This is a genomic window from Dictyobacter formicarum, assembly GCF_016587435.1.
The window spans coordinates 170,831-197,241 of sequence record NZ_BNJJ01000007.1 but is presented as its reverse complement, the minus strand read 5'-3'; the positions used below and the strand labels follow the sequence as shown (position 1 = coordinate 197,241).

The window sequence follows — 26,411 nt, the reverse complement described above, 5'->3', positions numbered from 1 at the left end:
GATCGATGATCCCGACTTCTGTCGACTTGTTCTGTTACTTGCGCCGACGACCTTTGAGCATGAGGAGGGCGAGCAGGAAGGCAAACCCGGCTATGAGCGCCGTCACTGGCTTGGGTGTTTGTTTGGTGACGCTATCGTTGCTGGTTTTCTTATATACCCCGCCTGCTTCATAAGCAGCATCCAGTAATTGGACCGGGTGCATGACTTGCATGGGTAGGCCGCGCTGGCGCATGCCCATAGCGATCTGCATCATGCAGCCGGGATTGCCGGTGGCGATGATCTGCGCACCCGTGGCCTCCACGTTGTTCATTTTGCGCTCCAGCAGTTCGTGTCCCATATCCTGATTGGTCAGGTTGTAGATGCCTGCGCTGCCACAGCACCAATCTGACTCTTTTAGATCGACCAGCTTGAGGCCGGGGATGCTTTTGAGCAACTGGCGTGGCTGCTGTTTGATCTTTTGCCCATGCAGCAGGTGACAGGCGTCATGGTAGGCGACGGTGTGGTGGACCTCGCCCATCTGTTGTACTGGTTGAATGCTGGTCAGAAATTCGCTGATATCCTTGACTTTGGCGCTGAACTCCTGCGCTTTCTGGGCATAATTGGGGTCATCGCGTAGCAGGTGATTATACTCTTTGAGCGTTGAGCCGCAGCCAGCCGAGTTGATGATGATGGCGTCGCAATTGTAGAGTGCAAAGGTGTCGATGTTGTGTCTGGCCAGCGCGCGCCCTTTCTCCGCTTCTCCACCGTGCACATGTAGCGCGCCGCAGCAGCCCTGCTGGCGTGGCGTGATTACCTCGCAGCCGTTGGCGGCTAGCACGCGAATAGTGGCCTCGTTGATGTCATGGAAAACCTGGTCCATGATACAGCCGCTGATGACGCCAACGCGGTAGCGCTGCTCGCCGATGGCCGGCGTGACTTCGGGTAGCAGAGCGGGAATGATGGCTCCTCCGGCGTTATGCATCAATTCTTCGGGGATTTTGAGCTTGCCTTTAAACGGCGTGGGCAGGTTATTGGCCGCGTCCAGTAGACCTGTTTTATGCACGACGGTTTGCAGGCCGCTGCGCTGATAGAGCTTGAGGCCTCCAAATACGAGTGAGAGCGTTGTACGCGAGGGTAGCATGACGTCAAAGAAGAAACGTCGTAAGAGCGTGGCAGACACGCTGGTTTTGGCTCTGCTGGTCGTTGGCGTGACGGTTTCGCTATACTCAGCCTTCGCGTGGGCGTCGGGACCCTCCTGGGCCGCCACTTTGTCGGTGCTGAGCTGAATTTGCTCGCGTGCCGCTTCGATAAGTTTCCCGAACTGCACACCCGATGGACACGCTGTTTCGCAGGCTCGGCAACCAACGCAGCAATACATGTGCTCAATAAAGTCGTCTGATATATCCAGCTTGCCGTCAGCGACCGCTTGCATTTGATAAATGCGCCCCCGGGGCGAATCCATCTCGACCCCCAGTACGGAGTAGGTCGGACAGGTAGGCAGACAAAATCCACAGTGGATACATTGACGCATCAGATCATAGGTATGCGTGTGTTGCCGTAGCGGGCCCTCGCTCGGTGGAATGAACTGCACTGTTCTTGACTGTGTATACTCCAGGCTCATGTGTTACCTACCTTCATTGCTATTGCTTTTTATTAATGTTCGTGACGTTCCGGTCGCGGCGGGCCAGATTGATATGGCCTGCGTTGCTGTGGACCTCGCGGCTGATAGGGTCGCGATTGAGGTCCCCGCGCGCGCTCATTGCCAGTTGGTTGCGTTCCCCGCGGCTGGAACGTTCGCGGTCTGCGCGGGCCACCTGACTGCTCTGTTCGGGTCGGCTGTGGACCTCCTGGCCGGAACGGCCTCCCCAGTTGAGGACCGCGATCACGCTCATTGCCAGCTGGTTGCGGTCCACGTGGCTGAAACATGCGCTGCTGTGGTCCCCGCGTGTGCGCTGGCCGCGCCCGAGGTCCTCGCGACTGGAATGCTGCTGCTCGCTGCGGCGGCTGGTTTCTCGTCTGCGATGGCCTGCTAGAATGCTGCTGCGCTCTCGCTTGAGGTAGCGGTTGGGCCGCAACTACAGTGACTTCCTGTCGATTATGGAACAGCTGGTGGGCCTGAACGACCGCATAACTTCTCTTGAGTATGTTCAGTGCTTCTTTGAGATTGACAAAAGGATCAACGGCAAGTGTGGCATGGGGGAGCTTGAAGACACTGATCATCAAACCCTCTTCCGGATCTAAGCAGGCCGCGGCCTTACTGATCAGCCGTGCCGCCTCCCTGGCGTCCATGCGCATGTCGTTTACAATCAGATCATAGTGCTGGCGGCGCTGAACCGCGTCCTCCAGATAATCTTCGGCATAGCCACGATAGTGCTCCAGACCCTGGCGTCCGACCAGGCGTGGATCTAGCTTTGCTGGGTCAACGGCGACAACTTCTAGTCCCTCATCCAGTAGCAGCCGTGTCCAGCCACCGGGTGCCGCTCCGAGGTCCAGCGCTTTTCCCTGTGTTGGTAGTATAACACCAAACACCTCTAGTGCTTCAAGTAGCTTGAACTCCGCGCGACTAATCTGCTCGTCTGTCTGGGCGTAGTGGCGGGCTCCGCCGGGCCACGCGCTGAGATTCTCTTCAACCGTCGAAATGCCGAGATAGCCTTTGTCCATGGTGGCGAGGAGTGAAATGACTACCTGTGGCTTTTTGACATCTTCGATCGCCGCGGTCTCCTCGGCCAGAGCCTCAGCCAGCGCCTTATTGATCTGCCCGCCACTATAAGCGCGCTCTCCCTTGCTTTTATCGGTCTGGATCAAGCGCGTCTGCACCGCGAAATGGACGCCACGCTCCAACTGGGCAAAGCCGGGTAATTGAACGATTGCCAGGGCTATCTCACCCAGGTCGTTCTCGCTATTTTCCAGCGGCACGATAGTCTGCACCGGAGCGATGTGGCGTGTAAACGTTGGATGAGTTTGACTGGCGATAGCCATAAACCGTGCCGCGTCCTGGGCGCGACAGAGTAGAATTCCGGGCGCGATTTCTTCTTCCATGCTCAGGCTCGGATCCAGCGCCTGTAGCTCAGCCAGTGCTGCATCGGTAAATTCTGCTTGTGCAGTCACCAGGCATAAATTTTCAGTTGTATTCACAATTTTCCTAAATATCTCCCTGTTACAAATAACCCTGTTGGATCAAATTGCTGTTTGAGCCGTTGCATCAGATAGAAATCTGCTCGGGGATCTCCCCATACACTCAGGCGTTGTTTTAGACGTGTCGGGCATCGCTCCAGTACCAGACTCCCTTTGTTTGTTTGCGCATAACGACGTATTTCGGTAATCGCATCGATCACGCGAGTGTCTGCTTCATGAGGACCTAACTCAACGTAGAGGATGCCATTGCCTGCATGGGCGACGATGTTAGCGATCAAATCCTGGCTCTGGCATGTTTCTTCGATGTGACGAAGCGTGGCCGCTAGCTGCGTAATCGGAACACTGATTTTACAGGTTAGAGCGCTCAGCATTTGCAGGCTTACCATCTGCCAGAAGTGATCTTGTGCACGCCCTTCCAGGTCTTCACATAGAAGAGCCCGGTGGGTCTGTGCGATCTTACGTGTTTCGTCAATCTGGCGTGCAATGGCTATTGTACTATTTTCGTAGTCGACTGCCAATGTGTAGCCCTGTTCTGGGATCGGAAAATCGAAGAATGGTGAGGCATCTTTGGGTCCATGTAACGCAATGAGCTCAATGGCGCTGGGTGTCAGCGGCGATTTAAGTAAGGCTTGCGTCATCTGCATGGCATCTTCACTGCGCTCGAAGGTAAAGAGCAGTGTGCGCTCCGCTTGTGGCAGCGGACTGAGTTTGAAGTTTGCTTCGACAATAATACCAAGGGTCCCAAATGAGCCAATATAGAGTTTATTGAGATCATAGCCAGCCACATTTTTGACGACTTTACCTCCGCTACGGCTGATTTCGCCGTCGGACTGAATCACGCGTAGTCCGATCACCTGGTCGCGGGCCGTTCCGTAGCGCAACCGTTTGGGTCCGCTGACATTGGTGGCCAGCATCCCTCCAATCGTCATCGCATCCCCATCGGGTGGATCCATAGCCAATCGCTGCCCCTTTGCTTTGAGCGCGGCCTGTAGCTCCCCCAATGTAATGCCAGCTTCAACCTGGCAGGTCAAATCGGGAACCTCATGTTCCAGTAGCTGGTTGAGTGCCGTCGTTTCAAGTAGTACATCGATATGATCGGGCCGATCGCCAGTATTCATATGCGTACCATTCCCGCGTGGGAGCACGTGTAGATGCTGTTCGTTGAGAAAGCGAATGACCTGCGCTGCTTCCTCAACACTCTGTGGCTGAACGAGGAGTCCGGGTAAACGATCATCAACCGCATAGTCAAGCAATTGCGCTGGATCAAATATCATCGGCGTATACGGAAATTGCTGCTGAATTAGTGGCACAAATGGCGCTATTTCTACCATGATATATCCTCCCCCATAAGTTTCAAGGCGCTTCTTCCAGTTACGCTGTTTGTTATAGCTGTTGCAGCTCCGCGCACCGTCCTGGTAATGGGAAGAGTTTGCCTGGATTAAAGAGTTGCTGGGGATTCCATGCGGCCCGTACCTGCTGCATGATGCGCAGATCTGTTTCGCTGAAGATTAAGGCCATTTCAGCTTGTTTTTCGATGCCGACCCCGTGCTCACCGGTGATCGAGCCGCCAACCGCCGCGCAGATGGCGAGAATTTCGTGGCCCGCCATCCGGACCCGTTCAACCTCGCCAGGAATCTGGCTATCGAAGAGGATAAGCGGGTGCAGGTTCCCATCTCCAGCATGAAATACATTACCCACTTTCAGGTTATAGCGCTGGCAAATATCGCTGATACAGCTCAATACATACGGGAGCTGGGTGCGTGGCACCACTCCATCTTGCACATAAAATTCGGGGCTGATGCGTCCAACGGCGCCAAAGGCATTCTTGCGCCCCGCCCAGAGGAGCTGGCGTTCCGCTTCGTCGGCTGCGATGCGTATCACGCGTGCGTGATTCTTTTCGCAGATGGCTACGATCTGCGCTAACTGATCCTCAACGCTCTCGCGCAGCCCCTCTGTTTCCATCAAGAGGACCGCTGCCGCATCCATCGGATAGCCTGCATGCGTGTCTGCTTCGACGGCTTGCAGGATCATCTGGTCCATCATCTCGATGGCCGCTGGAATGACCCCTGAGGCAATAATCTCAGAAACAGTATTGGAAGCATCTTCCATCACATCGAAGACGGCAACCATCGTCTTGACCGCTTCCGCCACTGGCACAATGCGCACAATGATCTTCGTGACGATACAAAGAGTTCCCTCGGAGCCGATCAGCAGCCCGGTGAGGTCATAGCCTGGTAGATCACTGGTCTCGCCGCCAATCTCGACGATTTCTCCTTCGGGCGTGACAATCTCCAATCCTACGACATGATTGGTTGTGACGCCATATATCAAGGTATGAGGACCGCCAGCATTTTCGCCGACGTTTCCTCCGATGGTGCAGGATCGCTGACTGCTGGGATCGGGAACATAGGCGTAACCATAGGGATTGAGCGCCTGGCTGAGGTGGATATTGACTACGCCCGGCTCGACGACGGCGCGCAGGTTTTCATAGTCTACTGACAGGATATGGCTCATGCGCGCAAAGACAATCACGATACCGCCATAGACTGGAATCGCGCCTCCGCTGAGTCCTGTTCCAGCGCCTCGTGGCACAACGGGTACATGATAACGGCTGGCTATTTTGACAATCGCTGCGACTTCTTGATTATTAGAGGGCAAAACGACGATATCCGGTCGCGCGCGCTCGATTGAAGCATCATACTCATATAAGGCCACATCATAAGGCGTATGGAGCACATATGCCTTACCCAATATCTTCTGGAGTTCCTGTACTATTGCGGCTTTCGTTGTATCGGACATCCTTGCATAGAGCGGTTCGACGCTTATTATGGATGGTTGTTCTACAATGCTCATCGTCTCTACCTTCCTTTGGCCTATCATCCTCGTCTATATACCGCCACTGCCAGACAGCACGATGTCTGGCATAAAAGGAACATTGTGGCGGCACATCTGTAGCCATCGATGGCTATCACGATTGTGTTTATTGCAAACGTATTCAACAATGATGAACAACATTTCTAATATGCAGATGATACCATGCACATCTAGAAAAGTGAAGGATCAGGCGTTTCTTTATGAACAGCCGAGATATTAGCGTAGCAGCTATGTTTGTGTGTTGTTGCGTTCCTTTTGATCACTCTTCAGGCTGGCCCATCGCTATTACGATGGACAAGATTGCCTGCTCTATTCCATTCATCCTGTCAATTATTATAGCGTTCGCAGCTTTACAAAAATACTTACTTCAGCAAGCGTTGCGGCAGATATTGTTTGTGGGCCGCCGCCAGGTCGTCATAGACTTTTTCCGCCTTGCTATAAGACCACACAAGGGGATTGGCGGCCAGTGCTTTGATGGCCTCCTTGCGGTTGCCCCAGAGGGCTACACGCGCGGTAGCGCCTTCATACTCGGCCAGGGCAGCGATCAGCCCGCGTTGATCGATGCTCAATCCACCATCTTTCTGCGTGAGAGGCGTCGCGCCACGAGCATCGACGCGGCAGGGTAGCTCGACAACCCGGTCATCAGCCAGAAAGTTGATCGACCCATTATTGGGCACGTTCAGCACCCACTCCTCTCCAGTATCATCCAGGATTGAGCGCATGACAGAGAGCGCTCGGCTGCTCAGTCCTAGATCACCAGGGAAATTGGAGATTTGTGAGACATCGGGATAGCTCTTGAATGCTTCGCTTTTGTAGGCCTCAATCAATTGAGGTAGCCGAGCAATCAATTCTTCTGTTGGTGTGTGCGTCCGTTGGTGCTGATACTCAAGGACGATTTCGGGATAATAGTAATAGTGCATGTAGTAGGATGGGATGGCTCTATAATGCGTTGCCAGTCTGGCCAGGAGTATAGATGGATAATTCTCCGCGGTCATTTCAGGATTATTCTGTGAGAAGTCTTCATACCACTGAATTGCTTCGGGTAAGATATCTTCCCCGTCGCACCATATCGCCGTGGTCCAATTGCCATGGCTGAGTCCGATTTTACGCGGGTGAATGTGTTTTTTGCTTCCTGCGTTGAGGTCCGCACATCTCAGGATGCGCTCCGTTTCTGGATAAGGATGATCCTCCATGCCGATGACGCGGATACCGCTGGAGTGTGAGATGGCCTCGGTTACAATATTGCTAGGGCTGGTATAGTTTAGCAGGAAGGCTTTGGGCGCCAGTTTTTCGATTTCGGCTGCGATCCCGGCGATAACGGGCGCTGTTCGTAAGGCATAGAAGAAGCCGCCAGCCCCAACGGTATCCTGTCCAATTAAATTATGGCGCAGGGGTAACTTTTCATCAATCACACGAGCCCGAAGCCCTCCTGTGCGGAAAGTGATCAGTACAAAACTGGCATCCTCAATGGCCTCTTCCTGGCTGGTAGTTTTCTCGATCTGTATGTCGATGCTCGCCTGCTGAAGCAACTTCTTGGCGAGCGTGTATGCCAGGTTAAGTCGCTCCTCATCAATATCCATCAACGTAATCTGGCAGCCACGCAACGTGTTGGGATGTTGAATTAAGTTTTGTATGAAGCCAGCACAATGCAAGCTCCCACCCCCAATAATGGCGATCTTTGCATGATGGCCAGGAGGAGTTAAATTGTTCTCCAGGTAATTTTGTGACATCATCAATTTGTCTCACCCGATGTATTTGTGCCAGACAATGGCGACACTATATGAGTTTTTCTCTATTTGTGATAGCAACGCTGATAGCTACTATCTACTTACCTATATACAGTTACGTATTACGGTCTGCGGAAGAGACGGCGACACTGCCATAATACTAAAGCGAGAGCGAGAAGTAAGACGGAAAGAATAATCTTTTGTAGTACATTTCCACTATCCGATTGTTGCGTACCGGTTGGCGCGGAAGCAGGCGATATATCTATTATACCAGTATGGCTTGCTGGCGTGGGGACGTGCACATCTTTCCAGTTAGCCTGTATATATTTGTTGGGGACTTGTGCTTTTGCTGTATCTTGCGCTGGATCAGTTGTCTGGCCAGTGGCTGGATCAGTCGTATGCCCTCGGGTGCGGCCGGATGATTTTGCTCTGGCGGTTGGTGTGGTATGGCGCACCTTTGGTGTGGCCGTCGGTTTCTTGTTGGCGGCCGTCGCCGTTGCCTGTGGCGGTGGCACATTGCTGATACCAGGTGTGGGATTCTGGGTGACATGCCAGAGCGAGCCACCATCAGTGGTGCGAGCGTAAGAATTGCCTGCAGGCAGCACGGGAAGCGCGACCTGGTCTAGCACGATACCACTGCCTGTCAGGCGAATCATCGCATGCTGGCTGATTTCTGTAGCCTGATTGGTGGGTAGGAATATAACGATGAAGCTGTGGGCTGGAATGGTATCCAGCATAAAATTATAAACGGTTGTATTCGGGCCGCTATCGATGCCGCCATGAGGTAATTGTATTGACTGCGCTGATGTATTATAGAGTTCAATGCGTGGGGCATTTGTTGTATCAGAGATGCCTGCCGTCGGGGTACAGTATAGTGGTGCCGTCAGTGGTACGAGCAGGACTTCATTTATGACGATAGATCCTTGTGTCGGCAACGCAGATGGTGTGGCCTGAGGCGTTGTCGCCAGAGCGCCTGGCTCGCAATCCTGGGCGCGCACCGCCTGCTGGCACGGCAACAAAATGGCAACAAAAGAGGCCACGCCCAAAAGCAGACAGGTAAAACAAGTAATGATTAACAGCCGCACAACTCCACCCCCCATCATAACCATTGCATTTATACCACGTCATTCAACCAGAATGAGCTTTATCGCATCATGCCAGATTGTTTTATGAACTATTGAGAACGTGACCAATTTGTATGTATTTAAATTTTTAGAAGCGCTCTTTGTAAGTATACCCGAAGCAATAGCGTATTATTGCGAGAGATATTTGAAAGGCACTTCACGTTTGCTCGGGAATTTATCCTCCATGGCGCGGCGCACGGCTTCAACGCTGCTCTCACCGATGGTGAAAGCGATTACGGAACCAATGATAATGCCACAAATGCCACCTAGCGCAATCCCTTCGAGAAACAAACGATTACGAAAAAATGTCATCGTCGCCACCTTTTCTAAATATAACTATTATTGTAGGTACACAACTGTTTTTGCTTCACTCCAAAGGCGTTCAAGTCGATAATATTCGCGCTCCTTTGGCCCGAAGATATGTACGATAATGCCACCAAAGTCGAGAAGCACCCAGCCGGATTCTGGGTCTCCTTCGCGATGAAGGAGCACAGCTCCCTGTTTTCCTAAATCTTCATCAATGGTATCGGCGATGGCCTGGATCTGACGAGTGTTATGAGCGCTACAGATAACGAAGTAGTCAGCAATGACGCTCACGTCTCTAATATCAAGTAAGAGAACGTCAGATGCTTTTTTATCAGATGCGATATCCGCGGCTGCCTTTGCTTGCTGGTCGATATCTAACAGAACTTCCTCCACGAGTGCTTCCTATGTAGTACACATCTCAGACGATGTGCTGTAAATTATCCGTAAGAAATTGTATCAATTGTCGTATCCGCATTATAGCATGATCGACCACCTCTTGTTAAGAGGCAAATGACCCAGCCAGATTGCCCATCTGTGATCTATTGCTGCCGGCTCCTCCCCTCTGCCCAGGTGTCGGGCAACATTTACAATAGGACAGACGTCCCAATGACTCCATCCTGAGTAATTCCCTGTAAAAGCTCTTGCGCGGTTTTGCCACTGAGCGGATCTCGCACTTCGGGAGCAATTTCAACCAGCGGCACAAGCACAAATGCGCGTTCATGCATGCGCGGGTGGGGAATAATCAGGTTATCTCCTGTGTATACCAGTGTGTCATATAAGAGAATGTCAATGTCTACCGGTCGTGGACCATTGCGTATCACGGTCTGTCGACCGAGCTGGCGTTCAATATCTTTGGCCCATTGCAACAGTTCCTGTGCTGCCAGATTGGTATACCCCTGGCAAACAATATTGAAGAAGCGCGGCTGATCCAGATATCCCACCGGCTCCGTTTCGTAGACGGAGGACACCAGTTGGATATCCACCACCTGGCGTAATTTCTGGAGGGCCTCTTTAAGCTGCGCCTGCCTATCACCTAGATTGGAACCTAGCGCCAGGTAGACACTATGCTTCGGGTGGGTAGACGCATCTCCAGCTGCCTTTGGGACGTTGCTCTCAGAACCCATGCTTGCCAATGACCTCTCTTTAAAGCTTGTTTTTTCCTTATGTAGTTGAGACGAATATCTTCCCCTGTTCGTTGCGGTTTTAGGAGGGATATCCTACATTGCAAGCTCGTTGGGGCTCTCCACTGACCAGGCACCTATTTCTGGAAGACGGCCAGGTGCCTGAAAACTGCCTCTGTGCCATAGCGACTATCTCCACCTACCAGGAAACCCAGCAGACCGGTACTGTAAGTAGTATCCGTAAAAGTTGAAACGATCAATTGCCGATTCATGTAAATCTGGAAGCGTGCTTTAGATGCTACGACCATGATCGTATTGAACGATCCATAGGCCGCCTGGATGGTGCCGGTATAGGTCCAATCGATCAGGGTTAGCCAGTGGGCGGGATCATTGCCCATCGCTCGTTGAAGGCGATAGCTGCCGTAGCTATTGATTTCCAGCACATAAAAGGTCTTGCTATACGGATTCAAGCGGAAGACCAGTCCACAAAAGTCTCCGTAGAGCATTTTGACCTGTACGGACATGACGGCGTTGGCAAAACTTTGTTGATTAGAATAGCACCAGGCGACGGCGTGGGCCAGGCCGGTATGAACGTGATAGCCTTGCGCTGTGAAATAACATTGGCTGCCATCGTTGATCCAGCCACTACTCTTCTGGTTCATATCATTGTAGTAGAGAATTCTGCCTGCTCCGATGGCACCGGTAATGCCAGTACTGGCCTGAATGCGCGCCTGGGCGGCCAGGGTTGCTTGTATGTTTAGATGGGCGCGTTCCGTCTCCGTTGCCTTGAACTGGATGGTTGGTCGTGGAGTGGGACGCAGCACGGGTTTAGGCGCTGGCCGCGTTTCCCACATAAGCAACAATGGCAGGGTAATACATAAGACCAGGATCAGAGCCAGCACGACGGTATGCACCGGGCTGATGCGCTTTTTTTTCTTGAACATCTCTGATGTATAGGGAATAAATGAAGATTTGTCCCTTTCCAGGGGGAAAAGCTGTGGCTTGGTTGATGGAATGCTGAGCTGGGTTGTGATCTGCTCTATGGCAGCCATGGTATTGTCCGTGTGCTGCTGCGTGCCCTGCTCGTACGCGACCTCATATTCCCCGCTGAAAACGCAGGCCAGCGCCTCTTCTCCCAGGTCGCGCGTACGTTTCTGGATGAGCGCCATCTTATAGGCCAGGGCAAAGGCCTGAGCCTCCTGGAAACGATCTTCGGGCGCCTTGGCGAGCGCTTTGAGCATAACCTCCTCAATGGCTTCCGGGATCTCGCTGTTCAGCTGGCTGGGTGGCAAGGGCGGGGTCTGAATATGCTTGAGCGTCACGCCGACGGGAGAGTCGGCCATGAAGGGGACACGGCCGGTTAGCATCTGATAGAGAATGATGCCGAGGGAGTAAATGTCGCTGCGGAAATCGTTGTGCCCATCGGATTGTTCGGGGGCCATATATTCAGGTGTGCCAACCATGGCTCCTGAATGGGTCTGGAATTCTGCTTCGATCTTGGCTTTCGCCAGGCCGAAATCCACCAGGTATGCATGTCCATCCAGCCTGAGTAAAATATTTGATGGCTTGACGTCGCGATGAACTACGCCGTGTTCATGGGCGTGTTGGAGCGCTGAGGCGATCTGCTCCAGAAAACTGCCTGCCTCTTCTAGCGTTAAGCGCTCACGTTTATGCAAATAGTCGCGTAGCGTTCCACCTTCTACGAAAGGCATCACTAAATAATACCAGGGTCGTTGTTCTCCAAAGTCGTAGAGAGGCAAGATATGGTCGTGTGAGAGGGCTCCCACTGCTCGCGCCTCGCGTTCAAAGCGGCGTACAAATGGTTCATCGCTGCCATATAATACTTTGACGGCTACATAGCGTTTGACGCGGCGATCATAGCCGAGATAGACTTCGGACATTCCACCCTGGGCCACTCGGAACCGTAGTTCATATCGCCCTAATTTTGAGCCTTCTAACCCCTTCATTGATCCTCACTCCTACTTTTACCTCATCCGCCCAGGTTAGTGTTGTTGTGGTCCGTCTGTGTGACGGGGCACTAGCTTATCGTTTGGTTGTGTATTCTGATCGGCTAGCTCGATCGGTGTTGAGTGCGTGTGTGCCCTGTTGGCAGTTAGTATTATTATAATCGAAAAGCGGAGAGAGCATAGCTTCCCTGTGTGGCAAGCTAGAAAAAAACTTCCGTTGCTCTCTACCTCTCTCGATCAATTGTTAGCGGGTAATCCAATAGCGCTCCAGCCGGATGGTCTCGACCGGTCGGATATTTTTGGCATAGCTATCAATTAGCTTATGCATGGCTTCCCGATTGCCAAAGTTTGAGTCGATCTGCGAGCGATACATATCGGCCGCCTCTAATTTCAAAGGCATCATTTCTGAGACCTCGACCAGCGCATACCCGAATTCTCCGCTGAGTTCCTGCAGCCGTTTCTCCAGTGCGCCGGGCTCACGCTGCACATAGGGGAAGTCTTCATAGAAATAAACTTTGGCTCCGCGCTGGACCAGGCGGTCGGCCGCTGAACAAACGATCTGATGGTCAATATGGTGACCGACGCCCAGTGGGGCATACCAGATCGTATCAGGCAAGCGGTCATGCAGCTCGACCAGCATTTTGCCCAGTTCGTTATCCAGCACCCGGTCTGAAGGATGCACTTCGCCGCCCATCAACTGCTCTTTGCTGGTGTAGTAGCCCGGGTTGCCGCGATAGATGGCCTCTGGATTGTCCAGCCACAGGTAGTCGGCCTGTAAGTAGTCGAGGGCCGTGCTATCTTCTTTGCGACGCTCCTCCATGACGCGAATCGCGCCCTGGGCATCGCTGGCTCCCCAATCGCGAATAACCTGCAGTGCCAGAGAGCTAAGTTGCTGGTCGGGCTTAGGTCCACCCGCAAAGGCTGTAATGATCAATGGGCGCAGGCCGGAACTGACCTGGACTCCCAGGGTACCACCACATGAGTAGACGACATCATCCAGATGTGGAGCCAGGAAAATATGTCGATAGTGTCTGGTTATATCGTTTGTGCTTGTGAGTCGCAACGCTTTATCTCCTCCATAAAAATGGTTTTTTAGGCAGACAAGAAAAATACAGCCTAAGTATACACGATTTGGACAAGTTAAGCCCCTTAAGGTAAACGCACACCTTCCTCATTAGCATCTAATAAGCCATCCCTGACCAGCCCTTCAATGATTTTCTGTAACCAGGCATGATCCTGTTCGCAGAACTCTGGCTTGATTTGTGGCCCCAGGGTTGCTAGAGAAATACGTTGACGAGCCGGTGCCGAGCGGAGTAAGTCGACGATGCGCCCTCGAAAATAGCGGTTGGTACTGGTAAAAGGTTGGGCCTGATACCCTGTTTTTTTCTCTGCCACTTTGCGTAGTTGACGTAGCACCGTCCCTGAAGGGAAGAGGCTGTACTGGCTCATTTCGGCATAGGCTGCGCACTGTTGCTGCAGGGGGCAGTCCCCACACAAAGGATTGCCGCTGGTACATATGGTGGCTCCCATATCCATCAGTGCCTGGTTCCAGTTGTAGGCATGTCCCGCTGGGAGTACCTGTTCGGCGAGCGCGAGCATCTGAGCATTGTTGGCCTTAGGATCTGGATGCTCCAGACCAAGAAACACGCGGTGCAATACACGGCGAATATTGGTGTCAACGGTGGCTACCTGCTTATGGTAGGCAAAACAGGCAATGGCCCCGGCTGTATAGCGGCCAACTCCTTTAAGCTTAAGCAGCTCATCAATGGTATCAGGGATGCGCCCATCGTATTCAGCTAGCACTTGCCGTGCAATTGACTGTAAACTCACAGCACGCCGGTTGTATCCTAGCGGCACCCAGACTGCAATGACATCAGCAGTGGATGCTGCTGCCAGGTCGGACAGTGTAGGAAACGCCGTCAGGAACTGCTGGTATTTCGGCAAAACGCGATCAACCTGTGTTTGCTGGAGCATGACTTCAGAAACCAGTATCGCGTACGGATCATTGGTTACGCGCCAGGGCAAATCGCGCTGCTCCTGGTCATACCATGAGAGTAACGTGCTTTGCACCTGTGCGATATGATCTGGTGCCAGTTGGGAAGGAGCTATCGAGGACGATATGTGTTTACCCATGAAACCTCAGGACTTGCTCGCGTGCGTCTTAGGCTCTTCCTGGCTCTGAACGTTTGAGGATACTTCCCTATCCTCTTTTCGCTTGCGAACAGTCAAGGTAAAGAGTGTATCGCCGCCCTCTTGCCAGCATTTTGCATCGGCTGCTGGTAAGTTTTCACATTGAACCCACTCGCTGGCGTCGCGCAACACATGGCCTTTGACGCATTTTGCATACGAGATATGTTCATTTAAGTCAGGATCGCCTGGCTTCACTCCAGGCGCAGCAATCTTCGGAATAAAAAATCTACACCAGGGCACGGTTATGTACCTTCCTTATGCATTTATAATGATAAAATAAGTTTGGTATGATAAATACTACTACCTCAATTGTCGAGCAAGGCTAATCCCACGTATGGTAAGTTCTACCGTTTATGCATCATAGAGACTGTCCCATATATGTACCATTATGAACGGTGCTCGCGGCACGTGTAGGCTCAGATTTGACCCATTATGCCCTCCGCATAATTTGACGGAGTATCTAAAAAATTTCTGGTAGCTTTGCTCATTATAGCGCATTTTGAGACCTTGAGTCTATAGAATTAGAGCTTTTCCATTGAAGGCTTAAACTTTGTGACTTCAGGCTATGCGGCCTGCGAAGCCAGCAGATGAGGTCTCTACTGGCTTTCTACCAATGTAGAGCCTGTTATGGTTTCTGGCTGATCAGTACCAATCTGCTTTCAATAGTTAGTGCGCTGCCATCGAGTCCGCCATAATACGTTGTCAACTCAAGGCCTGCCGCGCGTAGCATTTTGACTAGCTCGGTGAGTGTGTAGACGCGAATAGATTGGTGGTGTTCGGTGCGTCTACCATCGGGATGGAGCAGGCTGATGCGAACGTTGTTATGACTGGTAAGGAGGTCTACATGGCGCTCTTCAAGTACGATCAGGCCATCTGGGTAGCGAATGATGCTGTGGGGGGCGCTGGTGCGTATTACGCGGGCCTGCTGGATAGTTTCGAGCAGGAACAATCCCCCCGGTTTCAGGGCTCTGGCGATCTGCTGTAGGACTTTCAGGTCTTCGTCGTCGTTGTCAAAGTACCCAAAGGAGGTAAACATATTGATGATGCCATCAAATTCATTTTCAAACGGGATTGTGCGCATGTCGCTTTGCAGCCAGCGAACCTGTAGCTTTTGTTCTTCAGCAGTGGTGCGAGCCTGCTCTAGCAGACGCGGGCTTAAATCCTGTCCGATTACCTGGCAACCATAGCGTGCTAACTCCAGCGTGTGTCGACCATAGCCGCAGCAAAGATCCAGAACACTATTGCCAGGTTGGAGATTGAGCAGCTTGATGATGTTTGTCACATCCTGTCTGGTCCTTGCTGGTGACAGAAATGGTGTGTAGAGACGAACATAATCCTCATTGAAGAACGTTTCGTACCACGGCCTTTCCCCCATACCGCTCCTCCTCTAAATTATCTATCCTTTACTTTAAGTAAACGTCTCAGATTTCCATTTCGGTTTATTGGTGAAGGAAGATTGGAGGCAGAGTCAGGCAACCTGATATTTCCCTGACCCGTCACGTATATGCATGAGACTGCCAGGTATTGTATACTTTAGATTGCAAGCGAAAAAGAGGCCTTCACAATGTGGCTCCTTGTTTATTGAAAATCGATATGTTTTTTTATAGAGGAGCTCGGTCAGGTGTCATGTATTCCTTATTGATAGAATATCAGCCCTCTTTTGCATGCAATTTGCGTTTTTTATAGAGGAGCATAAAGCGTGTTTGCTGAAGAATTTGTTGTTGTCGATGCTACATCCCCTTTATGGAATGCTATGCGTCCATTCCTGGATATTGCACTGCGAATAGAACAACAGGACGACTCTTACTCATGGCATGGCTGGAATAAAGCATCCATTAACGCCTTTCTACAGAAGTTGCCGTCTCACTGCTCTTTGATGCTGGGAGTCTGGCAGGTTGACGCTGCTCAAGAGCAAGAAACGCTCTGGTTGGGATGTATTTGTGAAGTGCTTAACGGTGCCATATGCTCGGTTCGAACGTTTGCAGCGTTAGAAGATCCTGCTTTGCCAGCTCTCGTAGAACTGGAGCCTGGTTTTTCCCATGCTCAGGACTTAATACGCGTTACAAAAGGGCAGGTTGCTCCGGTGGCCTGGGCCCTCTTTACGGATAAAGCCACCTGGGATGAATGGCTTTTGACCGTAAACGCCGATGAGCAGCCCATTGATAAAGGGGAATTGCTCGCTGCGTTGGCTCGGCAGGGACGTTGTGTGCTGTTGGGTAGCCAGGTTAGTCATCATCCTCATCATCATCATTAATAGGTAGGGATTGCTTTATGCAGGAATATACTACTCCACTTATCTGGAATCCTATTCTGAGACAATATCTTGTGAATGCTGCCCATCGTATGAATCGCCGTGAAGGGACCAATGAGTGCCCTTTTTGCGCAGATATTACCAGCGGCCGCGTTGGCCCGGATACGCAGGTCTGGCTGCATCCCAATGATTTTCCACCGTTGAAGCCACCTGTTGGTGAGGCGCAGGTAGTTATTTATAACCGTGACCATAATCGTACTTTTACCCAGTTGACGGTTGATGAGGTATTTGAGGTCACCAAACTGTGGCGCGAGTTGTACCGTGATATGTCTTCACGCTACCCGACCGTTATGATTTTTGAGAATAGCGGTGCCTCAATTGGCCAGACTCAGAACCATCCTCATGGTCAGGCCTATGGTGTTTCGGTGATTCCTTCCATCCTTGAGCGCGAGCTAGAGACGGTCGTTCTGGATTATGAATCCGGTAGTGGGTGCCCTTTCTGTCGTGTGCGTGAGGAATTGAGCGATGGAGAGCAGCAAGTTACCGCTAACACAACCTGGCAGGCTTTCTTGCCTCCCTATGTACGCTATCCTTATGAGACCCATCTCTATCCGCGCCGCCATGTGGCAAATATTGGCCTGATGGAAGACGATGAGTTGCGCGATCTGGCCGAGTTGATGTTACAGGTTATTCGTGGCTATAATGCTCTTGATGATGGTAAAATGGCTCCTATGCCTTACCTGTTAGGCCTGCATCAGCTGGCCGATGAGCGTTTCCATTTCCATGTTGAGATTCTCGCGATTGGACGCGCCCCGGGTAAGCTCAAATATGCCGCCTCTTCTGAATCTGTGTGGGGCCTGTGGGCCAATGACTCGGCTCCTGCGCAAAAGGCTCAGGAGTTGCGTGCGGCCATTGAACAAGTAAAAGGAAAGTAGCAGGCCATGGATTCAACGAAGTTGTTGCCTCCGGTGAAAGAGGCTCTTGAGCAATTCCCTCAGGTTTTTCATGATGAAATCGCCTATGCTGGCCCTCTGGGTGCGGCCTGGGCGCCTGGCCGTGTGAACCTGATTGGTGAACATACGGACTATAATGGCGGCTTTGTCTTGCCGCTGGCGGTTGATCGGGTGTCGGCGTTTGCCGGTCGTACGCGCCAGGACCAAACGGTGCGTCTCTGGTCGACCCATTTTAAGGAGTATGCTCAGTTTTCGCTGGCTGGTTTACCTGAGACCTTTGAGGAGCAACGGGCAGATTTGCCTGGCTGGGCCCGCTATGTACTGGGGGTGGCCGCTGAATTAGTACGTGTTGATGTCGTATTGAAAGGCTTTGATGCGGTGGTCAGTGGTGATGTGCCCCTGGGCGGCGGTATGAGCTCTTCGGCGGCGCTGGAGATCGCCTCGGCTGAAGCCTATGCTCTCTTCTCTGATCACGCTTTCTCGATCGGTGAAAAAGATGCCACTCTGACTCCTATCGAGACCGCTGGCCTGTGTCAGCGCGCGGAGCAGATCGCTTCGGGAGTGATGTGTGGTATCCTCGACCAGGCTGCGTCATGTCTGGGACAGCCGCGTAAGGCGGTGCTGCTGGACTGCCGTTCGCTGGACTATCGCTATCTACCATTTGAAGACTCCAATGTGTCGGTGGTGGTCATTGATACGAGTGTGCGTCGCGAACTGGCTTCTTCCGCTTATAACGAGCGTCGCCAGCAGTGTGAGGAGGCTACCCGGCGCCTGCGTGATTTGATCTTGCGCGATGAGCCCGAGAATGCTCAGACTCGCTCGATTAAAGAATTGCGCGATATCTCGCCAGAGCAGTTTGATCGCTATAAAAACCAGTTGCCCGCGCTGCTGCAGAAGCGTGCTGGCTATGTGATTGCTGAGAATGAGCGTGTGTTGCAGGTGGTGACGTTGCTGGAGGCGGGTCGGATTGAAGAGGCGGGACAGATCCTTTGGATCGGTCACGCAGGTCTGCGCGACGAGTACGAGGTGAGCTGTGCCGAATTAGATGCTCTGGTAGATATTGCCCGTGAAGTTCCTGGCGTGCTTGGTGCTCGCATGATGGGTGGAGGCTTCGGCGGCTGCACGATCAATCTGGTGCGTGGCGATGCGGTTGATAGCTTACGCCAGGCTGTTGAGCAACAGTATCCTGAACGCACAGGCCGCCAGGCCAGCATTGACATCTGTCGTGCGGCCGCAGGCCCGGGCCACGTTGTCATGAACTAATCAAGGTCTTGAATGACAGCACAACAGAAGGGATTTGCTGGTGTCCGCTTGCACAATCAGGTGACACTGGCCCCTTCTCTGCCAATCAGCGCCTAAGCCAACAGCGTTCTTTGGACCATACTTTTCTGTAGCCAATGCCTGCCAGACTACTTAGCTTATATCTTCTTCTTTCCCTCGATCGATGCTGACACTGGCCTCTGCCTGTTTCTGTTCGAGTTGGATCAGGATAAGCTTCAAAGCATCAATGTGCCTCACAAAATCCCTGGTTTGTCGAGTGAGAATTTCAACGTCGATTTCCATCGCTCTGATCTGTTCATAAAGCCATGCAGGCTCATTTTCACGAACCAATTGTTCCACAGCGACCTGACCACCTGTGTTTATCCGCTGATTGGACATAGGTGCCTGCACTATGGGAATCTGGCCGCTTGTGTTCGTATGTGCCGTTTCGTTGGGGACGTCAACTGTCGGGAGTGGTATTGTGTTGATTGAAGTGCGTCTCTTTTCCTGCTCTTTGGGTTCAACTACCTGCGGGGCTACTGCGCTACGTATATGTTGGATGTCTATGTTGTCCGGGTTAGCAGTGTTACGAGCTTTAGTGCTGGCCATCTCATGACGTACCAGGAAAATCAGACCCACCAGAGCAATAATTGCTATGCCGAAAAATCCACCACTAATAAGCATATTCACCTGTCCCACCTTTCCTCAACCCACCTTATGCTGCTATAGAAGATCAACTGCTTATCATATAATTTGTGTCGGGTGTTTCATCAAAAAGCAGTTTAATTGAATATTTTATATGTGTCAAGATGTTATATACCGTTTCGTACAAAAATACGCGAAAAGGCGTATAGTTACATACACCTTTTCGCGTATTTTAAGTTCTGCATCTCTTAGGAGAGGACCTGTTCTTTTTGTTGGATGAGGTGAGATGCCGGCTGGTTACTATAAAAAATAAGTGCATATTTGCCAATCGCAATTTCGTCGCCGTTATCCAGGAGCTGCCCCTGTTCAGGGATTAACTTTTGTCCGTTGACAAATACTCCGCTGGCGCTGCTGCAATCATGTATCCAGTATTGCCTATTTTCTGCGCGGATTATGGCGTGGTGTCTCGACGTACTCTCATCATGGTCTAGCAGTACATCACTGGAACCTGCATGGCCGAGGGTAGTTTCTGGCTGGATAAGGGGATAGATGACATGTTCGTGGGTAAGTGGAGGCGTGATCACCAGATAGGTATCAGTAGTTGTTGCTGCTGGCTTGATCACAGCTTGTAGCGGCTCTGTATTGATCAGATCTTCTTTTCGGGGATCTGGTGCAGGTTTGGGCTTAGGCTGAGCTGGCTTGCCAGGCTCTATCTCGGGAGGTGTAAATGGTGTAGCATCTGGAACTGGCTGGGCGATATCTGGTTCGGCCGGTAAGGGTTCCGATGGCAATGGATCAGGCGTGGTTTTGCCTGGATCTTTGCGTAGTGGCTCCTCAGGGTTGGGTTCGCGTACCGGCGCTGGCGTCGGTGGCGCTGGATCATGAATGGGCTGAGGAGTGTCTGGCTCAATGCGCGGTATTGGTTCGGTGTTGGGCTGAACTGGCTTTTGCTTGGCTCTGACCAGTGCGTCGCTCTTGTGTTTGAATGAGCGCGCTTGTGCGCTACCGACGTACAGGACCTTTTGCAGCGCTTGGACGAATGTATTGATACTGGCGAAGCGATGGCCAGGACTGGCACTGAGGGCGCGCCGTATGATGTTTTCTAATTCATAGGTGATGTTGGCGTTGAACGGTAGCAGGGATGGAATTATACCCTGGCTTTTCTGAGTACGAATCTCCTCTGGTGTACCTAGAAATGGGGGTCGCCCGGCTAGCCATAAATAGAGTAGCACAGCCAGGGCATATTGATCGCTGGCCGGCGTTGTCTGTCCTGCAAATTGTTCAGGCGCCACTGTCATCGGGAAGAAGGTCACTGGTGGTTGTCCCATTTTACGTACAAAAGTGCCCAGGGCGGCATCGGCAATCAAAAAGGGGCTGTCCCTGGAAATAGTGGGCTCCTGATTGATAAGTATATTTGAAAGGGTGAGAGACCCATGTGCGTAACCAATATTGTGTATATTTGTCAGTGCATTGGCGATCTGGGTCGTATAGGTGACCACATTTTGAATGTCCATTGGGGGACGGAACCAGGTGCGGCCCTGTTCGTTGATCAGTGATCCGTATCTGGTGTAGATGCGAGCAACAAAGAGCTGTCCATGCCATTCTCCATAATTGAGAATCGGGGCCAGTGGTGGGTGGGATAGGCTGCCAATGGTTTGCATCTCGCGAAAGAATTGGCGTCGGGCCGCATCTGGAAGCAGCGTCCAGGGATGAATAATTTTGAGGAACACCGTGCGCTGATGGCGGGTATCCTCGGCTTCGTAACTGCTACCAGTTGCCCCGCTACCTGAGGGGCGTACAATGCGATAGCGTTCAAACTTTTGACCTTCTTCCAGTGTGTGCATGCTCCACCCTCATGTGACTCAAAAATATGTTACATATGCGTGTTATTGTACCATATCGACCTGTTTCAGTGTAGCTGCACAGAGGAATAGTTGTGCTTTTTTATTGCAGTATTGAATAATTTAGTTTTATATCTACTGGCTGTTGGATTGCTGCTCATTATTTTTCCGCTTTTTGTAGATTATAAACGCGATAATTGCGCCAATAATAATAACTGCAGCTAGAATCCAACTGATCCTGCCTGCTAGGCGCTCGACCTGCCCAAAGTTATCGTGGAAGATGCGGCCCGCATAATAGCCAATCAGCCCGTAAGTAATGGCCCAGATGATGCCACCAGCAGCATTATAGACGAGAAATGTTGGCCAGCGCATTTTGTTGACTCCAGCCAGAAAGGCCGCGAAGGCGCGCAAGATGGCGACAAAGCGGCCGAAGAAGACAGTTTTGTCGCCATGTTTGCTAAAGAACTGTTCTGCCCGCCGGAGTTTTTCTGGCCTGAGAAAAAGGTAGTGCCCATAGCGTTCCACAAAAGCTTTTCCTCCAGTGCGTCCAACTCCATAGCCAATGTTATCGCCGAGGATGGCTCCTGTAGCGGCGCAGGCAATCACGATGGGTAGCGACAGATCATGGTAGACGGCCGCATAGAATGAGGCGAGCAGCAGCATCGTTTCGCCTGGAAGTGGAATACCTGAGCTCTCAATCATCACAAATAATACCACTGCTGGGTAGCCAAGGGTGTGTAAGAAATTTTGCAGGAGCTGTAGAATATCGAAACTGGCAAGTGTTATTGTTGATTTACTAAATAGATAAGTGCTGATTAAAAATAGAAGTTTTCGCATGTTATTTTCCTCCTGTTACTAGTACTGTGCCCCATACGAAAACGTATACGTTTGACCATGTTTACGCTTTATCAGGTTATCAACGACAACAGTCAGGTTTAATTGACATGGCAACACTTCTATCTTTATACTGGTGACTGATATGCTCGCAACTGAAAAAATAAGCGTCCTGGTGCATGATCAGGTTGTACTGATCCAGGCGTATGCTTTTTAAAAGCATGTCCTATTTTTATTTCTGGCAATGAGCGTAAAATTATAGAGTAGGTCCGAATGATGATCGCATCCAACATAAATAAAAAACGTATTTCGATCTTAGATATTGTTGTGATCTTTGTCATGGCAGGATTGTTGTATTATGGCGCTTCCTGGCAAATCTTTGCAACCAATACGGATGCAGCAAAATATCAATGTTATACGCGGGCTTTCTGGCATGGCACGTCCGCTTTGAAAGATTTGCCTCCAGGCCAGTGCAAATTTCTGACCAAACCGAGCAAGCAACTTATTCCGCTTCCGCATAACGAATTGGTGAAAAAGATGACGGATCTGGGACTGCCTGCTGGCCTGGTTCAGTTTGTTGATGCCCAATCTTCTAGCCAGCCATTTCATGCTCTTCCCTATGAGTATCCAATGTTGACATTGATACCATTTACCCTTTCGTTGCTGGTACCAATGCATTTTTTCCAGATTGCCTTTGCGTTTTGGATGCTGGTGGTGGCTGCCCTGGTCTATCTTGTCTTGCTCAAATGGCGTTCTCGTCGCGCGGCGCTGGTGTATGCTTTCCTGCTGGTTGTGGGTGGTTGGGGAACCATGGCTGGTCGCTTTGACATCATCCCATCCGCTTTAACCCTCTTTGCTGTTATTTGCGGCATGAAGAAGCATTGGAACTGGGCGTTTGTCCTTCTGGCACTGGCAGTGCTCTATAAGTTTTACCCTGTCGTCTTATTGGTGCCGTTCCTGATTGCCCAGCAGAAGGATTCAACTCTCCCCTGGAAATCGTGGCGACGCCTGATTCCGCTGGGTATATTTGTGGTTGCCTGCGTGGTTGTGATGGGTATCTCATTGATGTTAAGTGTTGAGGGTACGCTCTCTCCATTCAGCTATTTTTCAACGCGCCCGATTCAGGTGGAGTCGCTGCCCGCTTCGCTGCTGTGGATTATCAATCTGATCCTTTCGAAGCCAGCTCAGTACGTCTATACGTTTGGTTCTCTGAATATTTTGGCCTCTGGTGCCAGAGTGATGTCGTTGCTGGCAACGCTGGCAGAACTGGTAGGCATTCTCTATGTTTTCTGGCTGCAATGGCGTGGCAAGATCGACCTGGCCACAGCAAGCCTGTTAACGTTGCTGGTGGTGATGGTGACAGGTAAGGTCTTCAGCCCACAGTACCTGATCTGGGTGGTTCCTCTGGTGGCCTACGTTGGTGAAGATAGACGCTGGTGGGTGATTTGTTGGGGGTTGATTGGACTGTTAACGACCTGGATTTACCCCTATATCTATATCATGACGCGTAACATCGAAAAGGTCCCCTACTTGCTGCCGTTCTTTCCCGCGACCACGGCGCGCAATTTCTTGCTTGCAGCTTTTGTGCTGGCTGTCCTGCATATCGCGACCTATAATCGTTCACAGACGCCCGTTTTTGTGGATGAGCAGCCGGCGCCGGTCCTTGATGCAACCCCGCCGGTTGCTACTACGCAGAGATCATAATTAGCTATAGCACAAAGAGGGAGAAGCGGTTTTTGCCGACTGCTTCTCCCTCTTTGTTGTATTGTGGACCATCCACTTTTTCTTTGCTTATTCCGGTGATTAAACCATCCATTTGCCCATTACGAAGAGCAGGCTGAAGGTTGCTAGCAGTGCTGGAAAGATCCAGAGCAAAGCCTTATGGAGGCGTGGGCGCGTTATGCTGATCATGGCCAGGGTGATAAAGGCCGGAAACATTTCCAGGATAAAGCGTCGATTGGAAATAAACGGATCTCGCTGCCCGATGCTGGATGAAATGAGGATGCTTAATAGAAGCAGGGCAATCCAGAGCGTATATGTTGGGCGCAGCTTTTTGCGCCCGATGATAGCCAGGATGATGAATGTCACAGTTGCGGCGGCATCGATGAGGATATGTACCTGGTTGAATGAGCCAAAGGGCTGATGCCAGAAGAGCTCGAAGATGGTCTGAATGAAGCCTTGCCAGGGCCAGCTCGTCTGGCGTCCCCAGTGCGACTGGACCGCGGCAAAGGCCAGGAAATTCCCGGTCAGTTTCCAGCAATAGAGGCAATAGAGCGCCAGGCCCAGGGGAATCAGTACGATCGGTAGCGCGCTGGCAAGTAATTTGCCTTTGCTGCTTAAAACGCTTTCTCGGGCCTGCCAGAGCTCGTAAAGGTATGGCGCGGCTAACATGACACCAGCGCTACGCGTCAAGGCCGCCAGCAGGCCGAGAACGCCAGCCAACCACCAGCGCTGACGTCGCAGTGCGAGTAATGTCGCGCTGCTGAGCAGCAAAAAGAGGGACTCGTTATAGGCGGCGAAAAAGAAAAAGGCGGTGGGAAAGATGCACAGATAGAGTATCGTGCGACGTGCAACCTGCTCCCCACCAGCATCCGTGGCAATCTGGTAGAGGATGAAGAGCGCGCCTAGCAAGGCAACATTACTGATCAGCATGCCCAGAGCGAGATAGCTCCAGTCCCCCAGGAGGTGGCCGGGAATGGCAATCAGTAGCGGGAACAGCGGGAAGAAGGCCAGGTCATATGGGGATTGATATCCCACCTGGGCAATGTGGATATAGCGCGTCGCATCCCACTGGTTCCAGTTGTTTAAGAACGTGCTAAAAGCGACCGGTGCCCCCGAATACTTTTCCTGCGTGAGCAAAATGTAGCCAAAGTAAGTGACAAGGACCAGCAGCAGGCGGCTGCCCAGAAAGAGCCAGAGTATATCGCGGGTTGGAGCACGTTTCATCTTTAATTAAAGCCTTTTTCCAGTATGAGCATTCAGTATTTCTCGCTATTTTAAAAAGCTACCCCTACAATGTCAAACTGACTTGCTGCCTTGCATGTCAGTGTTTAAACTACCCATCGGTTCATGATAAAGGCAATTCCAAGCACCGCCTGCAGGGTAGGAAAGAGTAGCAGTAGGGCATAATGCAAGCGAGGCGAGCGCTTGCTCAGGATTGCTAATGTGATAAAAGCTGGAAACATTTCCAGCACAAAACGTTGATTTGACAGTAGTATATCCGGCTTCTGGGCTGGATTAAGCAGGATATATAGCAAGAAAACGGCCATCCAGAGGCTATAGCTTTTTGGTAGCTTGCGCCAGCCGATCACAACCAGGGCGATAAAGCCCAGGGTGGCGCTGAGATCCAGTAGCAAGTGTGCCTGGTTCGAGGAGCCAAATCCTTGCTGGTGATAGAAGAAGAGCGCCCAGAAGGCCTGGAAGAGGCCCATCCAGGGCCAGGTGGTGTGGCGCGACCAGATGGCTTGCACGCTGACAAAGGCTAGCGGATTGCCAAAGGCATACCAGTTATAGCCAGCATAGAGGAGTGTCCCTAGTGGGATCAACATGAGTGCTGCCAGACTTATAACCAATGTGCTGCGCCTTGTCAGGATATAGGATCGTTGCTCCCACAGTTCATAGAGATACGGCACGACCAATAAGATCCCGACCGAGCGCGTGAGCGCTGCCAGCATGCCGAGTAGGCCGGCCAGCCACCACTTTTGTCGCTTCAGCGCCAGGAATGTTCCTGCCGCAAAGAGCAGGTAGAGTGATTCGTTGTAGGCGGCGAAAAAGAAAAAGGCGGTGGGAAAGATGCATAGGTAGAGCAAGGTGCGCTGCGAAAGCTCGTGACCGACTAGATCAACTGCCAGGGAGTAGATGATAAAGAGGGTGCCTAGCAGCGCAAGATTGCTGATGAACATACCCACAAAGATATAGCTCCAGTCTCCTCCACCCAGCAGGCGGGCGCCGCCAGCGATCAATAATGGCAGCAAAGGAAAGAAGGCCAGATTATCGATCGTCTGATAGCCATACTGTGCAATGTGTGCATAGTTGGCCGCATCCCAGTGGTTCCATGTACTGAATAGGGCCGCCACATTGACTGGCGTATCTGAATACTTTTCAGCCGTCAGCAAGATGTAGGCGATATAGGTAATAGCCACCAAAAGGAGCCGGGTGCCTGCGAAGAGCCAGAGTATATCTCGTGTTGGGCGCTGTTCCATAA

23 protein-coding genes are annotated in these 26,411 nt (G+C 51.6%); 4 read left to right on the top strand and 19 right to left on the bottom strand.

Translation table 11 applies throughout. The features are described from left to right. Positions 1–34: 34 nt before the first annotated feature. The 14 genes from JMI88_RS14060 to JMI88_RS13995 form a co-directional block, all read right to left on the bottom strand. Positions 35–1,600 (bottom strand): (Fe-S)-binding protein, encoded by a 1,566-nt coding sequence (locus tag JMI88_RS14060; RefSeq protein ID WP_201362499.1) that lies wholly within the window; start codon positions 1,598–1,600, stop codon positions 35–37. Between the two features lie 32 nt (positions 1,601–1,632). Beyond that, positions 1,633–3,114: an SAM-dependent methyltransferase gene (locus tag JMI88_RS14055; protein ID WP_201362498.1), complete on the bottom strand. Its 1,482-nt coding sequence runs from the start codon at positions 3,112–3,114 to the stop codon at positions 1,633–1,635. Beyond that, positions 3,111–4,445 (bottom strand): FAD-binding oxidoreductase, encoded by a 1,335-nt coding sequence (locus JMI88_RS14050; protein ID WP_201362497.1) that lies wholly within the window; start codon positions 4,443–4,445, stop codon positions 3,111–3,113. The genes JMI88_RS14055 and JMI88_RS14050 overlap by 4 nt, the downstream gene beginning before the upstream one ends. 52 nt (positions 4,446–4,497) lie before the next feature. Continuing rightward, positions 4,498–5,913: an FAD-linked oxidase C-terminal domain-containing protein gene (locus tag JMI88_RS14045; RefSeq protein WP_373323846.1), complete on the bottom strand. Its 1,416-nt coding sequence runs from the start codon at positions 5,911–5,913 to the stop codon at positions 4,498–4,500. 437 nt (positions 5,914–6,350) lie between these two features. Continuing rightward, entirely contained in the window at positions 6,351–7,721 is a 1,371-nt protein-coding gene (locus tag JMI88_RS14040) for a family 4 glycosyl hydrolase (RefSeq protein ID WP_201362495.1), read from the bottom strand. A gap of 116 nt (positions 7,722–7,837) precedes the next feature. Beyond that, the gene (locus JMI88_RS14035) at positions 7,838–8,800 is read right to left on the bottom strand and encodes a hypothetical protein (RefSeq protein ID WP_201362494.1); all 963 of its coding nucleotides are present in this window, start codon (positions 8,798–8,800) and stop codon (positions 7,838–7,840) included. Between the two features lie 168 nt (positions 8,801–8,968). Next, a complete protein-coding gene (locus tag JMI88_RS14030; RefSeq protein WP_201362493.1) occupies positions 8,969–9,151 on the bottom strand; it encodes a hypothetical protein in 183 nt (60 codons plus the stop codon). 27 nt (positions 9,152–9,178) lie between these two features. Further along, entirely contained in the window at positions 9,179–9,538 is a 360-nt protein-coding gene (gene rsfS / locus JMI88_RS14025; RefSeq protein WP_201362492.1) for a ribosome silencing factor, read from the bottom strand. Positions 9,539–9,729: 191 nt separating this feature from the next. After that, positions 9,730–10,269: a 2-amino-4-hydroxy-6-hydroxymethyldihydropteridine diphosphokinase gene (folK, locus tag JMI88_RS14020; RefSeq protein ID WP_236022924.1), complete on the bottom strand. Its 540-nt coding sequence runs from the start codon at positions 10,267–10,269 to the stop codon at positions 9,730–9,732. 134 nt (positions 10,270–10,403) lie between these two features. Then, the gene (locus tag JMI88_RS14015; RefSeq protein WP_201362490.1) at positions 10,404–12,233 is read right to left on the bottom strand and encodes a protein kinase domain-containing protein; all 1,830 of its coding nucleotides are present in this window, start codon (positions 12,231–12,233) and stop codon (positions 10,404–10,406) included. A gap of 244 nt (positions 12,234–12,477) precedes the next feature. After that, positions 12,478–13,296, bottom strand: coding sequence for a PIG-L deacetylase family protein (locus JMI88_RS14010; protein ID WP_201362489.1), 819 nt, complete (start codon positions 13,294–13,296; stop codon positions 12,478–12,480). Positions 13,297–13,382: 86 nt separating this feature from the next. Beyond that, positions 13,383–14,366, bottom strand: coding sequence for an A/G-specific adenine glycosylase (locus JMI88_RS14005; protein WP_201362488.1), 984 nt, complete (start codon positions 14,364–14,366; stop codon positions 13,383–13,385). A 6-nt stretch (positions 14,367–14,372) separates the two neighbouring features. Beyond that, on the bottom strand, positions 14,373–14,663 hold the full coding sequence (locus JMI88_RS14000) for a hypothetical protein (protein ID WP_201362487.1): 291 nt from the start codon (positions 14,661–14,663) through the stop codon (positions 14,373–14,375). Between the two features lie 385 nt (positions 14,664–15,048). Continuing rightward, on the bottom strand, positions 15,049–15,798 hold the full coding sequence (locus JMI88_RS13995; protein ID WP_201362486.1) for a class I SAM-dependent methyltransferase: 750 nt from the start codon (positions 15,796–15,798) through the stop codon (positions 15,049–15,051). A 324-nt stretch (positions 15,799–16,122) separates the two neighbouring features. Between JMI88_RS13995 and JMI88_RS13990 the strand changes: the two genes are divergently transcribed. Genes JMI88_RS13990 through galK form a run of 3 tightly spaced genes read left to right on the top strand, consistent with a single transcriptional unit; the run spans position 16,123 to position 18,890 of the window. Then, complete coding sequence (locus JMI88_RS13990) at positions 16,123–16,677, top strand: hypothetical protein (protein ID WP_201362485.1); 555 nt, start codon at positions 16,123–16,125, stop codon at positions 16,675–16,677. 17 nt (positions 16,678–16,694) lie between these two features. Continuing rightward, positions 16,695–17,609, top strand: coding sequence for a galactose-1-phosphate uridylyltransferase (gene galT, locus JMI88_RS13985; protein WP_201362484.1), 915 nt, complete (start codon positions 16,695–16,697; stop codon positions 17,607–17,609). 6 nt (positions 17,610–17,615) lie between these two features. After that, positions 17,616–18,890 (top strand): galactokinase, encoded by a 1,275-nt coding sequence (gene galK / locus JMI88_RS13980; protein WP_201362483.1) that lies wholly within the window; start codon positions 17,616–17,618, stop codon positions 18,888–18,890. Between the two features lie 150 nt (positions 18,891–19,040). On the opposite strand, the gene JMI88_RS13975 is transcribed toward galK, so the two are convergent. The 3 genes from JMI88_RS13975 to JMI88_RS13965 form a co-directional block, all read right to left on the bottom strand. Then, entirely contained in the window at positions 19,041–19,577 is a 537-nt protein-coding gene (locus JMI88_RS13975; protein ID WP_201362482.1) for a hypothetical protein, read from the bottom strand. 203 nt (positions 19,578–19,780) lie between these two features. Then, the gene (locus tag JMI88_RS13970) at positions 19,781–21,376 is read right to left on the bottom strand and encodes a protein kinase domain-containing protein (protein ID WP_201362481.1); all 1,596 of its coding nucleotides are present in this window, start codon (positions 21,374–21,376) and stop codon (positions 19,781–19,783) included. 132 nt (positions 21,377–21,508) lie between these two features. Next, the gene (locus JMI88_RS13965; protein WP_201362480.1) at positions 21,509–22,210 is read right to left on the bottom strand and encodes a DedA family protein; all 702 of its coding nucleotides are present in this window, start codon (positions 22,208–22,210) and stop codon (positions 21,509–21,511) included. Between the two features lie 270 nt (positions 22,211–22,480). Between JMI88_RS13965 and JMI88_RS13960 the strand changes: the two genes are divergently transcribed. Continuing rightward, a complete protein-coding gene (locus JMI88_RS13960; protein ID WP_201362479.1) occupies positions 22,481–23,911 on the top strand; it encodes a glycosyltransferase 87 family protein in 1,431 nt (476 codons plus the stop codon). 99 nt (positions 23,912–24,010) lie between these two features. On the opposite strand, the gene JMI88_RS13955 is transcribed toward JMI88_RS13960, so the two are convergent. Beyond that, entirely contained in the window at positions 24,011–25,153 is a 1,143-nt protein-coding gene (locus JMI88_RS13955) for a mannosyltransferase family protein (RefSeq protein ID WP_201362478.1), read from the bottom strand. Positions 25,154–25,257: 104 nt separating this feature from the next. Then, positions 25,258–26,409 carry a mannosyltransferase family protein gene (locus JMI88_RS13950; protein ID WP_201362477.1) on the bottom strand — a complete coding sequence of 384 codons (1,152 nt, stop codon included), beginning with the start codon at positions 26,407–26,409 and terminating at the stop codon, positions 25,258–25,260. Between the last annotated feature and the right edge of the window lie 2 nt (positions 26,410–26,411).